We start from the raw sequence: 14,902 nt of genomic DNA, 5'->3' as shown, positions 1-14,902 counted from the left end.
AACACGCGGCAGACCTGTTGCCACTCTGTCGGGAGGCAGGATCGGTGGGCGTCAGCGCGCGTTGTGACGCCGGCGCTACATGGCCTAGAGACATCCGGAAACGCCTCTACCGAATTCGAACGCACTCGCGTAGCGTCGTCCGGCAACGGTTCCGATCACAGCGCTCCGATCCCGTGGCTGCCACGGCAGAAGACGGGGCCACTTCCCCGGCCTCGAAGCGCGGCCCTCCGGCCGCCGGCACAGACCGCATCGGGCGGGGACGCAGACGTCAACCCACAGAGAACAGTATGTCGCTGAACATCTTCGATAAAGGCGAAAATAACGTCATCGATATCGATGTCCGCGACCAGCAAAACCAGGCCGGAAAGATATACATAAACGGCAGCAACAATTATGTCCGCATCGGAAGAGGCTGCGTTTCGGACAAGGATATGCACATCGTCATCGAATCGAATTGCCGGTTCGATGTCGGAGAGGATGTCCGTCTCTCGATGGCCAACATCTATATCGGTCCGGGCTCGGCGCTCAGCATCGGCGACCGGACGGGCTTCACCGGTTTGGTCCACCTCAACCTCATCGAGGCGAAAACGATCGAGATCGGGACGAACTGCTCGATCGCTTCCGGCGTGTGGATGACGACGAGCGACTTCCACTCCGTCGTCGGCCTGGATACCGGCGCGCGGCTGAACCCCGCCAAGCCTGTCCGCGTCGGCAATCACGTTTGGATCGCCAACCAGGCCACGCTCCTCAAGGGCTCCGTCATCGGCGACAACGCGATCGTCGGCGCCCATGCGGTCGTGACGGGAATCGTGCCGCCCCATTGCGTGGCCGCAGGAAATCCCGCGCGTATCGTGCGGGAGAACGTGACTTGGCGCTCGGACCTCATCTGAGCACGTCCCCGCGCGCGGAACTCCGTGCTCCCGGTCGGCGAAACCAGCGTTGTTTACCCCGCGCGCGCGTTCCGATAGGGCGGTGGGCCGCCGCTGCGCCTCCCGGGCCGACGCGGCGCCCGGCCTTCAATCCAGCCTGCGCGAACACATGCTCATCCGAGCTTCAGGTCCCGATCGATCCGCCAGCGCGAGCCGCGCGTCGGCACGGACCGATCGTGCGGCATCGGTCGATGGCGGCACGATGATCGACGGAGCGCCGCAGATCCCGATGCCGGGCGCATCGGCCGATGAGCCGAGAGCGGTGCTTTGAGGACGCTCTACGGACTGTACCTCCGCTGGGCCGGCATGGGCTCCGTCCGCGCGAGCAGCAACCCGCTGGTCCGGCTCGCAGCGCGTGGCGGCCTCCCGGCCGCGAACGACCTCGCCACCGCGGAGGCGCAGATCGCGGCGCTGGCGCCGTCTTTCGATGCGGGCTTCTACGCGAGCTGGTACGGGATCGCGGCCGATCCGGTGCGCGACTACCTCGTCCGGGGCTGGCGCGAGGGCCGCGACCCGCGGCCCGACTTCTCCTCCGCCGCCTACCTCGCCGCCCGGCCCCATCTCGCCCGGGCCGGCATCAACCCGTTCCTGCACGCCCTCTCGACGCACAGGCGCCGGTCCGGACGGACGGGCGGCGCCGACACGGGCGCGGGCGCGGCCCTGCCGAAGCCCGACACCGCCCAGGCCGAGCGCCTCGCCCGCCGCCTCGTCGACGGGCCGTTCTACCTCGCCGGCAACCCCGACCTCGCGGCCGCCGGCGTCGATCCGGTCGACCACTACATGGCCTCGGGCTGGCGCGAGGGCCGCGAGCCGTCGCCGCGCTTCGACACCCTGGCCTACTGCCTGACCCGCGAGATCACCTACGCCACCCAGAACCCGCTGGTGCACTACGTCCTGCACGGCGGAGCCGCCCGGCCGGAGCCGGCCGAGGCGCTGGCGCTGCGGGTCGCGACGCTCGCGCCCTACTTCGACGCCGCCCACTACCGGCGGCGGCTGAGCGCCGCGCAGGCGGAGGCCTGGGCCGGCGCCACGGACGCGGAGCTGCTGCGCGCCTATGTCGAGGGCGGCTGGCGGGCGCTCGTCAGCCCGCGTCCGGACTTCGACCCGGCCGGCTTCGTGCAGGCGCGCGCCGGCAGCCGGGCGGTCGCGGACGACCCGTTCTTCCGCTACGTGGCCGAGACGCGTCTGTCCGGGCGCGCGCCGTTTGCCGAGCCGGAGCGGCTGAACGTGCCGGCGGTGGATGAGGCCTGGTACCGGGCGACCTACCCGGATGTGGGCGGGCGGGAGCCGTACCTGCACTTTGCCGGTCTGGGCTGGCGGGAGCTGCGCGATCCGGGGCCGGGGCGCTCGACGCTGGCGGCGCTGCTGCGGGTGTGCGGGTTGCGTCCGGCGCGGGCGCCCGTCGAGGACACCGGCTGGCTGGGGGCGATCGGGGCCGAGCCGGTGGCGCGTGGGGCGCTGCTGGAGCTGCAGGCGCGGCTGGTGGCGGGGCATTTCGACTACGGCTTCTACCGAGCGCGCTACGGGCTGCCCGCGGAGGCCGACGCGGTGCGCGACTACTGCGACACCGGCTGGCGCAAGGGCCGAAACCCACGGCCCGACTTCAATGGCTGGGCCTACCGGGCGCATCACCCCCACGTCGAGGCGACGGGTCTCGCCCCCTTTGTCCACTTCCTCGCCATGGCGCTGCTTCGCGGCGTCGACCTCACGGATCCCGCCTTCGATCCGCGCTACGGCAGCCCGCCGCATGAAGAAGATGCGGAGCTGATGAAGCAGGCGCGGCTGATCGAGCCCTATTTCGACGCTCCCTGGTACCTGAAGCGCTACCCCGACACGCGCGGGTTCGAGAACGGTCCCGCCATGCACTTCCTGTCGCACGGACAGGAAGAGGATCGCGATCCCAGCAAGGCCTTCGTGACCCGGTTCTACCGCCGGGCCTACGGTCACCTGTTCGGCCCGGGGGAGTCGCCGTTCCTGCACTACGTCCGGACCGGGCGGGCGGCCGGGCTGCTGGCCGCGCCCGAGGATCTGGGCACCGCCCCGCCCATGACCGCCCCCGCAGCCCAGGACTGGGACGGCCTGCCGCAAGCCCTGCCCATCGATCAGGCCCGCGTCGTCGTCATCGTCCCCGTCTACAAGGGACGCGGCGAGACCCTGCGCGCCATCCACGCCTGCCTGTCGGCCCCGCAGCAAACCCCCTTCACCCTGCTGGCCGTCAACGACCGCTCCCCCGACCCGCAGCTCACCGCCGAGCTGGCCGACCTCGCCCGCAGGGGCCTGTTCCACCTCGTCGAGAACGAGCAGAACCTCGGCTTCGTCCGCTCGGTCAACCGCGCCCTCGGCCTCCGCCAGGGCCGCGCCGTCGTCCTGCTCAACTCCGACGCCCAGGTCTTCGGCGACTGGCTCGACCGCCTCGTCGCCCATGCCGAACCCGAGGCCGAGCCCGATGCGGAACCCGCAGGCGCCGCCCGCCCGCGCGTGGGCAGCGTCACGCCGCTGTCCAACAACGCCACGATCTGCTCCTACCCGCGCTTCAACGCCAACAACACCATGCCGCTGGAGATCGACCGGCCCGATCTCGACCGCTTGGCCGCCCAGATCAATCGCGGCCGCGCCGTGCCCGTGCCCACCGGCGTCGGCTTCTGCATGTACATGACCGCCGAAGCGCTCGACGCCGTCGGCCCCCTCGACGCCGAGGCCTTCGGCAAGGGCTACGGCGAGGAGAACGACTGGTGCCTGCGCGCCACCAAGGCCGGCTTCGTCAACCTGCTCGCCGAGGACGTCTACGTCTACCATGCCGGCCAGATCTCGTTCGGGCTGGATGAGGGCGGCGAGTACGACCAGGGCCAGGCGGCGCTGCTGTCCAAGCACCCCGACTACCCGGCCCGCGTCGGGCAGTTCGTCCAGGCCGATCCGGGCCGGGGCGGGCGGGCGCGCCTCGACCTCGCCCGGCTGGCCCGGCACTGCGCCGGCCGGGCGCTGCTGTACGTGACCCACAGCTGGGGCGGGGGCATCCAGCGGCACATCGACGACATGATCGCAAAGGCCCGGGCCGAGGGCCTGTCGGTGGTGCTGCTGCAGATCGACCGGACCCGCAACCTCGAGGTCCAGGTCGCCTACCGGGGCGCCGAGTTCCTGTACCTGCCCAACCTCGGCAGCCTGTACCTGCCGCGCGACGCCGAGACGGTGTTGGGCTTCATCGCGGCGCTGGCGCCGGTCCTGATCCACGTGCACTCGCTGGCGGGGCTGCGCTGGGCGGCGGCGGGGGCGCTGATGGACCTGGTGGCGGGCTCGGGCCGGCCCTATGCCTGGACGCTGCACGACTACTCGCCGGTCTGCCACCGCAACCACCTGGTGCAGCCGGACGGGCGCTATTGCGGCCTGGCGCCGGTCGCCGAATGCCGGGCGTGCCTGGCGGCGGATGCGGAGGGGTTCGAGGAGCCGGATCCGGGTGAGCGGCGGGCGGTGTTCGGGGCGTTCCTGGCCGGGGCGGCGCGGGTGTTTGCGCCCTCGTCGGACACGGCGGCGCGGATCCGGGGGGTGTACCCGGACCTGGCGATCACGGTGCGGCCGCATCTGGAGCCGGAGCGCGCCGTGCGCGACACTACCCTGCAGCGGCCCGGGCGCGTCCGGCGGGTCGCGGTGCTGGGGGCGATCAGCCTGCCCGAAGGCGGGCTCCTGCTGCAGGCACTGGCAACGGATGCGCGCAAGCGGGATCTGCCGCTGCGGTTCTCGATCGTGGGCTTCTCCGACCCGGCGCTCACGGGCGGCCTGGAACGCGCGGGCGTCACCGAGACGGGATGCTACTCCACCGACGACACGACCCTCGACCGGCCGGCACGCGCGGCCCTCCAGATCGCCCAGACCGACCGCCACTGGGACGACGACGAGTTCCTCGACCTCGTGAACCAGATTTCAGCCGACCTGATCCTGCTTCCGTCGATCTGGCCGGAGACGTACGCGTACACGCTGACGCTGGCTCTGCGCACCGGCCTGCCGGTGGTGGCCTTCGACCTCGGCGCCCAGGGCGAGCGGCTCTCCCTCTACCCGAACGGCCACCGCCTGCCCTACGCTCTGGTCACCGACCCGGCCGCCTGCAACGACCGGCTGCTGGCCATCGACATCTCGGAAACCGGGCGGCTCTCCGGCCCGATCCAGGCCGCCGCCTACCGGAGCCTCATGCGCGACTATTACGGTCTCAGGCCCTGATTCCGCTCTCCGGCGGCACATTGGGCCGCCACGCTTCGGTTCGTTCCCGGCCGCAGACCGTGCTTCACGATATGGCGGCGGATCATGGACCCAATCCAGGCCGGACGCGATCGTACCGACCTTACCGGCGCATTCGAGGCCTCAATATGCGTGCTATGTGCGGACAGATCCGGATCGGGGCCCGTCAGACACTACCACACCCATAGTGGTGCAGCGGGGCGTGCGCCCAGCCCAGGCTTCGACGGCAAACTGGACCTGTCGGTCTACCCGGACGCTCGCGACGCGGGCGTACACCTGCTGCACTTCATGAAGTGGGGGCCAAGAAGGGCGGCTGGACGCCGTGCAGCTTGATTTGTCCGACGACAGGAGCGAATCGCCTGAACACGCCCGGCGACGCAGTCGGTGAGACGTCGGCCGTGTGGGCGCAGATAATTGCGATACTGCAGGGCCGCGTACTGTCGAGGTCGAACCCGTCGCTCGTCGGCGCCGCGCCGGCCTCCGGATCCGCTACACGTCCGGCAGGCGCCGTCCCTTCACGACGACCCGCGGCCAGCGGTCGAGGCCGATCGGCATCAGGACCGCGATCTGGTGCGGGATCTCGGCATCGCCCAGGAGGCTCTCGAGGGAGATCCGGCAGGCCGCCTCGAGTTCAGCCCGGGTGCGCGCACCCGAGGTCTTGATATCGGCGATCAGAAGCGCCGCGATTTCATGAGCGAAGGCATCGCCATCCGACATGCCTGCCTCCCGAAGCGAATCAGATCAGAATAATCTTCTTCGCAAACTTTCAACATCAGGACAGAACTACGTATCCACGCCTCGTTTGTTGATATTTATCCTCCAGCTGCCTCCGTCCCCGGCAATGGCGGTTCGGGACGGCATCGCGAGACCCTTTGCCGGACGTGAGCCCGGCTCGGCTCAGGCGTCCAGGTTCCCACGATACCGCGCCCTGACCGTCTCGCCCGTCCCGTCGGAGGCGGGTAGGGTCCGGCGGTCGAAGGGCAGGCGCAGGCCGGCGACGACCGGATAGACCGCCGGCAGCACGACGAGGGTGAGCAGCGTCGCGGAGACCAGGCCGCCGATCACCACGGTCGCCAGCGGTCGCTGCACCTCCGCCCCGGCGCTCGTGGAGAGGGCCATGGGCAGGAAGCCGAGGGCGGCCACCAGCGCGGTCATGATCACCGGCCCAGCCGCATCGCGGCGGCGCGCATCGCGGCCTCCCGAGGCGCCAGGCCGGTCGCCTCCAGGTCGCGGATGTAGCTCGTCAGCACGACGCCGTTGAGCATCGCGATGCCGAAGGTCGCGATGAAGCCGATCGCCACGGAGATCGAGAACGGCATGTCGCGCAGGGTGAGCGCCGAGATCCGCCGCGATGGTGACGGAGACGAACATGTTGGCGCGCAGGAGATCGCCCGGATTGTCGAGCTCGATCCGCGCGGGCGCCGTGCTGGTCGCCGGATCGAGGGCGGCGTTCACCGAGCGGACACGTCTCTCGAAGGGGGGACGGCCTGGGATCGGGCTCTCCACCGCGGCGGAATCGCCGGCCTTCACCCGCGCGGTATCCGGCCCGTAGAGATTCGCCAGCACCAGGATGCGGGTCGGGTCGGCGACCGTGATGGCGTCGCGCCCGGTATCGACCATCTCGCCGAGGGTGACGCCGACACTGGTCACGATGCCGGAATCGGGGTGACCACGGCGCTGGTGCCGGGCGCGGCCCCCTCGGCGGGGGCGAGGCGCCGGTACTGCGCCCGGTACAGCTCGACATTGGCCTCGGCCGATTGGATGGCGGCCCGGGCCTTGGCGAGGTCCACCTGACGCCGCTCGACCTCCGCCCGGGCGACACCGCCGAACTTGAGCTGCTCCTGGCCGCGCTTGAGCTGCAGCGCCGCCACCGCCTCGGAGGCCTGCGCCTCGCCGAGGGCCGCCTGCGCGGCCGTGAGGCCGTTGCGCGCGTCGAGGAGGCCGGCGGCGTCGAGGGTCGCCAGCACCTGGCCGGCCTCGACCCGGTCGCCCGGCTGGACCGCGAGGCTCAGGACGCGCCCCGGGGTCCGCGGCTTCAGATGCGTCACCCGCCGCTCGTCGAACGCGACGGTGCCGGGGGCGCGCACCGGCAGCACGATCCAACGGGTCTCGGCCTGCCCGACGGCGAGGCCGATCCGCGTCTGGCCGGCCGCGTCGAGGGTGACGCTGTCCGGATCGGCCGGGGCCTCACCGCCCTTCGGGTCGGACGCCCACGTCAAGGGCGCATCGAGTACCAGACCCAGCCGGTCGCGGATCGGCGCGCCGCCGAACCAGCCCGCGACGGCGAGCGCCGCGGCCAGCAGGGCGAGGCGCGGGAGGACGCGCCCAGAGCGCCGGGTCGGCGGTCGGGCCGATTCACGATTCTCCGCGTGCGCCGACGCGGCGGGCGCGACGCGATCGTCCGCCCCGGAATCCCGGGCGGCCGATTGCGGATCGGCGTTCAGCGACATGCGCGACGCCGCAACCGGCCGGGCAGGGCGGCGGCCAAGCCCCGGAACTTGCGCTGCCTTATGCGTCAAGGCACGGCGGCAGGACATCCTCGGTGACGAACCGGCCGGTCTCGACCTCGCGGATTACGACCTCGTAGCCTTCGCAGCGCAGCTCCTTGAGCCGCGCGAGGGAGACGTAGGTCCCGGTCTCGACGTCGTACAGGCGGCTCTGTGCGTAGCGGTTGATCAGGCGCCGCGGGCGCCGCTTCCTAGGCATGGCCCATCGGCCTCCCGCCGAACGGGACGGCGTGGATCGGGCAGGGGCATCGGGACCGGGGCTGCATCGTTGGAATTCGAAGAGCGCGCCGTCCGGCGTGGCGCGCGGGAACGGGCTAGAGTCATTCCAACAAAGGGGCCAACGTGATGCGGTGCCATTAAATTCGGGTTCACAGTGGCGGAGGGGCAATTTGTGCCGCGAAGTCCGCCACAAGGGAGTCGAGCCGGTTCGCGCGCCGACGCGTGAACCGGAGGCGGGGGCGGGGCGTGGCGAGGCTGCTGCTCATCGAGGATGATTCCGAGACGGCGGCGGACGTGCGCGACGACCTGCGCGGGCGCGGCCACGACGTCGCCTGGGCCGCGACCGGACCCGAGGGCGCGCGGGCGGCACGGGAGGGCGGCTGGGGGGCGATCATCCTCGACCGGATGCTGCCCGGCCGCGACGGCCTCAGCGTGCTCCAGGATCTCCGCCTGGAGGGGGACCGCACCCCGGCGCTGGTCCTGAGCGCGCTGGGCGACGTCGACGAGCGGATCCGCGGCGTCCGGGCGGGCGGCGACGACTACCGCGCCAAACCCTTCGCGCTGGGCGAACTCGCTGCGCGCATCGAGGCGCTGCTGCGGCGGCCGGTCGACAGCCCCGAGACGGTCCTGCGCGTCGGCAGCCTGGAGATCGACCTGATCGCCGGCACCGGCCGGCGCGGGGCGCGCGACCTCGAGCTGCTGCCGCGCGAACTCAAGCTCCTCGCCTACCTAATGCGCCGCCCCGGCCAGATCGTGACCCGGGCAATGCTGTTCGAGGAGGTCTGGAACTACCGCTTCACGCCGAAATCCAACCTGATCGACGTCCATGTCGGGCGCCTGCGCCGGAAGCTGGAAGCGGGCGGCGAGGCGCCGCTGATCCACAGCGTGCGCGGCACCGGGTTCACGCTCGCGCCCGATGGCTGACCTGCTGCGCTCCACCGCCCTCCGCTGGGCACTCGGCATCGCCCTGTGGTCCGCCCTGCTCGCCCTGGCGATGTTCGCCTTCGTCTACTGGCAGACGGCCGACTATCGCCGCGAGGAACTCGCCGAGACGCTGCGGCTGGAGGTCCGGGCGGCGGCGGCCGATGACGCGGCCGCCGCGAACCGCGTGGACACGTGGATCGCGATGGATCCCCACGCCACCCATTACGGCGGCCTGTTCGGCCCGGACGGGACGCGCCGGGCGGGCAATCTCGGCGCGGTGCCGGACCATCTGGCCCGCGACGGCGACGCCTACCGGGTGAGCGCGACGGTCGACCTCGCGGGACGCACGCTTCAGGACGAGATCTGGGCGGCCGCGCTGACCCTCGCCGACGGCCGCATCGTGGTGATCGCGCACGACACCGACGAGATCGACCGGGTGAAGGCCACGACCCTGCGGGCCCTCGGGCTCGGGCTGGTGCCGACGCTGGCGCTCTCCGTCCTCGGCGGCCTGCTGCTCACGAGCCGCGCGCCGGCGCCTCGCCGCCACCGAGGCCGCCGTGGCCGCCGTGGCCGCCGTAGCCAAGGTCATGCGCGGCGACCTGCGCCGGCGCCTGCCGGTCGGCGATCACGACGACGAGTTCGACCGGCTGACCCGGACGGTCAACCGGATGCTCGACGAGATCGAGCACCTGATGGGCGAGGTCCGCAGCGTCGGCGACGCGGTGGCGCACGACCTGCGCACGCCGCTCACCCGCCTGCGCGCCCGGCTGGAGCGCACGCGCTCGCAGGCCCGGAGCGTCGCGGAGTTCCACGAGGCGATCGACCAGGGCCTCATCTGGATCGACCAGACGCTCGCCATGGTCACCGCCGTGCTGCGGATCGGCGAGATGGAGGACGGGCGCCGCCGCGGGGCGTTCGCCCGGGTCGACCTCGGCGAGGTCGCGGCGGTCGCGGTCGAGTTCTTCGCGCCGCTCGCCGAGGAGAAGGACATCAACCTCGCGCTCTCGGTCCCGCCCGGTGCGCACGTCATCGACGGCGACCGCGACCTGTGCTTCGAGGCGGTCTCGAACCTGCTCGACAACGCGCTGAAATTCACGCCGCCCGGCGGCCGCGTACGCGCCGGTCTGGAGCGCGCCGACGACGCGGTCGTCGTGACGATCAGCGATACCGGGCCCGGCCTGCCACCGGGGGAGCGCACCACCGTGTTCCACCGCTTCTACCGCGCCGAAGCGGCGCGCCACACGCCGGGTCACGGCCTGGGCTTGAGCCTCGTGGCGGCGATCGTGAAGCTCCACGGCGCGGGCGTGACGATCCGGGACGCGCCGGGCGGCGACTGCCATGTCGCGCTGCGCTTCCCGATGGCCCAAGCGGCCGAGGCCCAGGCCGATACGGGTCGGTCCGGCCACAATCCGGCACGATAGCCTCGGATCCGAGCACCTGTCTCACCTTCGCGCTCGAATACCAGTCCTCCACAGGATGAACTCGAGTCTAACCCCGAGCGAAAGCGGTGGTTAAGGCTCGCCATGCCAATCCGTCGGACCCGACCGGGGCCTGGCGTGGATGTGCCGATGATTCTGTTGCGGCACTTGAACGCGTGCCTCAGGTCGGCCCGGACCTGGATCGCGCTCGGCGTCCTCGCGCCGGTCGGCATGCTGGCGGCGTCCGGCCTGATGCTGCTCGATCTGCGTCAGGATGCCTGGGACAGGGCCGAGCAGACCTCGCGGAACCTCCTGCAGGTGCTGGAGCGCGACATCGCGCGCAATGTCGAGATGTATGATCTCTCGATCCGGGCCGCCGTCGAGAACCTGCGGGCGCCGGGCCTGGGGCAGGCCAGCGCGCAGATGCGCCAGCTCATCCTGTTCGATCGTGCGGCCACCGCCCGCGACATGGGCGTGATGCTCATCCTGGATGAGCGCGGCGAGATCGTCGACGATATCGATGCCGTGCCGGCCCGCAAGGGCAATTACGCGGACCGGGAGTACTTCCAGGTTCACAAGGCGCGCGCCGGGCTGGGCCTTCATGTCGGAACGCCGATCGTCTCGCGCCTGACCGGCGAGCCCATGCTCCCGTTCAGCCGGCGCGTCGACAAGCCGGACGGCAGCTTCGGCGGCGTGGTCCTGGGCAGCCTGAAGCTGTCGTACTTCGCGCACCTGTTCGGCGAGATCGATCTCGGCCGCGGCGGCGCGATCAACCTCTACCTGAACGACGGCACCCGCCTGATGCGCTACCCGTCCGAGCAGGCCGATATCGGGGCGAACATCGCGCAGGCGCCCACATTCCGGAGATTCATGCGGGAGGGACGCGGCAGCTTCGTCGCCACCTCCGTGCGCGACGGGATCGAGCGCTACTACACCTTCACGCGCATCGGCGCCCTCCCGCTGATCCTGAACGTCGCCCTGTCCACGCGGGACGTCGAGGCCGACTGGTACGCGCGGGCGATCGTGATCGGCAGCGTCCTGCTGGTGCTCTGCGGGCTCACGATCGCGCTCTCCCTGCTGTTCGGGCGCGAGCTGCGCCGGCGGGAGGCGATGCGGGCCGAGCTGGCCACGCTGTCGCGCACGGACGCCCTGACGGGCCTGCCGAACCGCCGCTGCTTCGAGGACAGGTTCGCGCTGGCGCGCGCGGCGGCCTGCGACGCGGGCCGACCACTGGCGCTGCTCATCGTCGATGCCGACCATTTCAAGCGCTACAACGACCGGTATGGGCACCCGGTGGGCGACGAGGTGCTGAAGGGGCTTGCACGCCGCCTGTCCGCGAGCGTCCACCGCCCGGAGGATCTCGTCAGCCGCATCGGCGGCGAGGAATTCGCGATCCTGCTGCCGGACACCGACGAGGCCGGCGCCCTGCGCATCGCCGACAGGGTCCATGCAGAAATCCGCGCGCTCACGGTGGCATCCGCGGGGATCGGTGCAGGCGCCGTCACGGTGAGCATCGGGCTCGCCTGCGCGGTGCCGAGCCATGGCCGGGGCCCGTCCGTGCCGGACCTGTACCGGCTGGCCGACGGCGCGCTTTACGAGGCCAAGGCGGGCGGCCGCAATCAGACCCGCTGCGCCGCGCCGCAGGGCGTGCCGGCGACGCCCCCGCGGGGAACCCTGCAGCTGGTGAGCGCCTCCTGAGCGCATGAGGATACGCTTCGGAACCGTTGCATCCGCCGGTCCGGAGACTCGACGCGGCCCCCTCGACCCGATTCATCGCACTCGGACGGTCGCGACCCGCGCGTCCGGACGCGGCCTGGCGTGCGCGCGTTGTACCCGCAGCCTCGTCAGCGTGTCAGGATGCCGAGGGAATCCCGGGCCTGGCTCTCGACGCCAGTACCGTCGGAGCGCGCATCCGCCTGCGTCAGCGCAAGGGACCGGCAGCCCCGAGGGTGTCGGCGCGGGTCCTAGGCCGCGGCCCTGTGGCCCCGTGTCCGCCGGTCGAGCCCCGCCACGGTCGCGTCGAGCAGCCGCTCCAGCGCGTCGCACGTGGACGGCGCTTCGGCGCAGGCCGAATCCCGGGCCGCCAGCTCGATGGCCCGCAGCGGCTCGACCAAGGCACGCGCGCCGATGTTGGCGCTCATGGATTTCAGGCTGTGCGCGGCCCTGGCGATAGCCGGCTGGTCCGAGGCGGTGAGAGCGGCGCGCAGAGCGGACAGCGCCTGGGGGGCCTGCGCCCGGTACAGGTCGAGAATGCGGTCCAGGAAGGCGCCGTCCCCGAGGCCGAGAAGGCCGTCCAGCACCTCGGCGTCGAGCAGATCGTCGGGCGCCGGTACGGCCGCCGACAATCCTTTCGGTTGCGCCGGGGTAATGGCGTCCGGTGCCCCGTCCCGGAGCTCAGGCGCGTGCGCCTGCAGGAGCTCGGCCAGCTGCCGCAGGGTGAAGGGCTTCGCCAGCGTCCCGTCCATGCCGGCCGCCGCCGCCGCCTCGGCCGCCTCGGCCAGGACATGGGCGGTGAGCGCGATGATCGGGGTGCGGCGGCCGCCGGCGGACGCCTCGCGCCGACGGATCGCCCGGGCGGCGGCGAAACCGTCGAGCACCGGCATGCTGCCGTCCATCAGGATCAGGTCGAACGGCCGCGCGTCGGCCTCCTGCACGGCCGCGGCCCCATCCTCCACCGCCACGACGTCCGTGACGCCGCAGCGTGCCAGGGCCTCCAGGGCCACCTCGCGGTTGACCGCGCTGTCGTCGGCCACGAGCACGCGCAAGCCGGGGAAGCGCGGCAAAGCCTCGGTCGGCACGGCGCGCGCGGCGGGGGCGGCGAGGGCGTTGCCCTCCGCGAGCGCCGCGAGGACGGGCTGCCACTCCGCCTGGACCACGGGCCAGCGCAGGACCTCGTCGGCGAGCCCGGCCCGGAGCACCCGGTCGGCGGCCTCGTCCCCCGGCGGCCCGAGGGCGAGGACGCGCGCCGCGTCCGCCGGCCGGCGGCCCGCCGCCGCGAGGGCGGCGGCGTCGAGGATCCAGTGGGCCGTCACACCGCCGGCCGCCTCGACGGCCTCGAACCCGGACGCCGCGAGGCTGGACGCGAGGGCATCCCGAGTGGCGGGACCGGCCGTGCGCAGGACGACCGGAGCCGGCACGCCCGGTTGCCGCCGGATCGGCCGGGCGCCCCCGACGGTCTCCACGGGGATGCGCGCCGAGAAGGTCGATCCCACGCCGACGCGGCTCGCCACCGCCACGGTGCCGCCCATCGCCTCGACGATCCGCTGGGCGATGGAGAGCCCGAGCCCGGTGCCGCCGAAGCGCCGGGTGGTGGATTGGTCGGCCTGCGCGAAGGCCGAGAAGATCGTGGCGAGCTTGTCCTGCGGGATGCCGATGCCGGTATCGGTGACGGCGACGAGCAGGCATCCGTCGGCCTCGATCGCCAGACGGACGGAAACGTGCCCGGCCTCGGTGAACTTCAGGGCGTTCGACACGAAGTTGCTCACCACCTGCCCGAGGCGGACCGGATCGCCGAGGATCGCCCGCGGCACGTCCGGCGCCACCGAGGCCGCGAGGTCGAGCCCGGCCGACCGGGCCCGCTCGGCGAACAGGGTGATGGCCGTGTCGACGATCTCAGCGGGATTCACGGCCACGCGCTCGAGGTCGAGCTTGCCGGCCTCGACCTTCGCGAAGTCGAGGATGTCGTTGATGATCGCCATCAGCGACTGGCCGGACCGGGCGATCACCTCGGCGTAGCGGCGCTGGCGCACCGGCAGGTCGGAACTCGCCAGCAGCTCGGCCATCACCAGCACGCCGTTCATCGGCGTCCGGATCTCGTGGCTCATCGTGGCGAGGAAGCTCGACTTGGCGGCGTTGGCGCTCTCGGCGACCTGCTTGGCCTCGCTCAGGTCCGCCGTCCGGGCGCGGACCTCCTCTTCGAGGTGGGCACTGTGGGCGGCGAGCTGGTGGTCGCGCGCGTTCACGGCCGAGAGCAGGTCGTTGAAGGTGCGCGCCAGCGCGCCGACCTCGTCGTCGCTCTCCACCGGGGCGCGCTGCGCGTAATCGTGGCGCAGGCGCGCCGCGTCCATGGTGCGGGCGAGCGCCGCCAGCGGGCGCGTGACGCTGCGCTGCAGGTACAGCGAGACGCCGAGGCCGATGGCGATGGCGAGGAGCGCGGCCAGCGCGGCGTTCTCGCCGGCGGCCCGGACGTGGTCGAGGATGTCGTCGGTCTCGCCGATCAGGACGACGCGGCCGACCGGGCGGCCATTCTCCATGATCGTTGCGGCCACCCGCAGGGTCCGGGTGGCGAGCATGCGCAGGAGGGACAGGTCCTCGCCGTCCTGGGCGGCGTCCTGAATCAGGCGCAGGCCGAGTCCCTGCTCGGCGAGCACGGACCCGTCGAGCCGCTCGATCGCGCCGTAGACGATGGACGGCACCTGGCCGATCGCCCGCAGGGACGCGGCCGCAGCATCGGCGTCGTTCTCCGCCGTCGCCCGGGCGCCCCCATGGGCGAAGACCTGGGCGACCGCCTCGAGCGCGGCGTGCTTGTCGGCGGCGTAGCGGGACACCTCGCGCCAGACCGACAGGGCGGCGGCCAGGATGAGCGCCGCCGTGACGGCGCCGGTGACGGCCAGGGCGAGCCGGCCGGCCAGGGAGCGTTTCGGCCTGAGCCACGCGAGGTGCACGGTACGCTCCTGTA

General features: G+C 72.1%; 10 protein-coding genes and 2 pseudogenes. 5 read left to right on the top strand and 7 right to left on the bottom strand.

Annotated elements, in window-relative coordinates; genetic code table 11:
- The first annotated feature begins 287 nt into the window (after positions 1-287).
- Both AC3WSN_RS08995 and AC3WSN_RS08990 read left to right on the top strand, forming a co-directional pair.
- Positions 288-890, top strand: a complete 603-nt coding sequence (locus AC3WSN_RS08995; protein ID WP_492537407.1) for an acyltransferase — start codon at positions 288-290, stop codon at positions 888-890.
- 345 nt (positions 891-1,235) lie between these two features.
- Complete coding sequence (locus AC3WSN_RS08990) at positions 1,236-5,138, top strand: glycosyltransferase (protein WP_492543054.1); 3,903 nt, start codon at positions 1,236-1,238, stop codon at positions 5,136-5,138.
- 507 nt (positions 5,139-5,645) lie between these two features.
- On the opposite strand, the gene AC3WSN_RS08985 is transcribed toward AC3WSN_RS08990, so the two are convergent.
- The 5 genes and pseudogenes from AC3WSN_RS08985 to AC3WSN_RS08965 form a co-directional block, all read right to left on the bottom strand.
- Positions 5,646-5,873 carry a hypothetical protein gene (locus tag AC3WSN_RS08985; RefSeq protein WP_192709091.1) on the bottom strand — a complete coding sequence of 76 codons (228 nt, stop codon included), beginning with the start codon at positions 5,871-5,873 and terminating at the stop codon, positions 5,646-5,648.
- Between the two features lie 180 nt (positions 5,874-6,053).
- Positions 6,054-6,499: pseudogene (locus tag AC3WSN_RS08980) on the bottom strand (efflux RND transporter permease subunit); the annotation flags it as partial.
- Between the two features lie 61 nt (positions 6,500-6,560).
- A pseudogene (locus tag AC3WSN_RS08975) lies at positions 6,561-6,776 on the bottom strand (efflux RND transporter periplasmic adaptor subunit); the annotation flags it as partial.
- Between the two features lie 26 nt (positions 6,777-6,802).
- Entirely contained in the window at positions 6,803-7,606 is an 804-nt protein-coding gene (locus AC3WSN_RS08970) for an efflux RND transporter periplasmic adaptor subunit (protein WP_492537405.1), read from the bottom strand.
- Between the two features lie 58 nt (positions 7,607-7,664).
- A complete protein-coding gene (locus tag AC3WSN_RS08965; RefSeq protein ID WP_492537403.1) occupies positions 7,665-7,862 on the bottom strand; it encodes a polyhydroxyalkanoate synthesis regulator DNA-binding domain-containing protein in 198 nt (65 codons plus the stop codon).
- Positions 7,863-8,128: 266 nt separating this feature from the next.
- Between AC3WSN_RS08965 and AC3WSN_RS08960 the strand changes: the two genes are divergently transcribed.
- Positions 8,129-8,806, top strand: a complete 678-nt coding sequence (locus AC3WSN_RS08960) for a response regulator transcription factor (protein ID WP_492537401.1) — start codon at positions 8,129-8,131, stop codon at positions 8,804-8,806.
- Here AC3WSN_RS08960 and AC3WSN_RS08955 read toward each other — a convergent pair.
- Positions 8,784-9,395, bottom strand: coding sequence for a hypothetical protein (locus tag AC3WSN_RS08955; RefSeq protein WP_492537399.1), 612 nt, complete (start codon positions 9,393-9,395; stop codon positions 8,784-8,786). The genes AC3WSN_RS08960 and AC3WSN_RS08955 overlap by 23 nt on opposite strands.
- Between AC3WSN_RS08955 and AC3WSN_RS08950 the strand changes: the two genes are divergently transcribed.
- Positions 9,364-10,227 (top strand): HAMP domain-containing sensor histidine kinase, encoded by an 864-nt coding sequence (locus AC3WSN_RS08950; protein WP_492537397.1) that lies wholly within the window; start codon positions 9,364-9,366, stop codon positions 10,225-10,227. The genes AC3WSN_RS08955 and AC3WSN_RS08950 overlap by 32 nt on opposite strands.
- Before the next feature lie 147 nt (positions 10,228-10,374).
- Positions 10,375-11,922 carry a sensor domain-containing diguanylate cyclase gene (locus AC3WSN_RS08945; RefSeq protein ID WP_492537395.1) on the top strand — a complete coding sequence of 516 codons (1,548 nt, stop codon included), beginning with the start codon at positions 10,375-10,377 and terminating at the stop codon, positions 11,920-11,922.
- A 266-nt stretch (positions 11,923-12,188) separates the two neighbouring features.
- Here AC3WSN_RS08945 and AC3WSN_RS08940 read toward each other — a convergent pair whose 3' ends face one another.
- On the bottom strand, positions 12,189-14,888 hold the full coding sequence (locus AC3WSN_RS08940) for an ATP-binding protein (RefSeq protein ID WP_492537393.1): 2,700 nt from the start codon (positions 14,886-14,888) through the stop codon (positions 12,189-12,191).
- Positions 14,889-14,902 lie beyond the last annotated feature (14 nt).

Source organism: Methylobacterium sp. FW102-HT35C08 (assembly GCF_058790235.1).
This window is presented reverse-complemented; position numbering and strand designations above follow the sequence as displayed.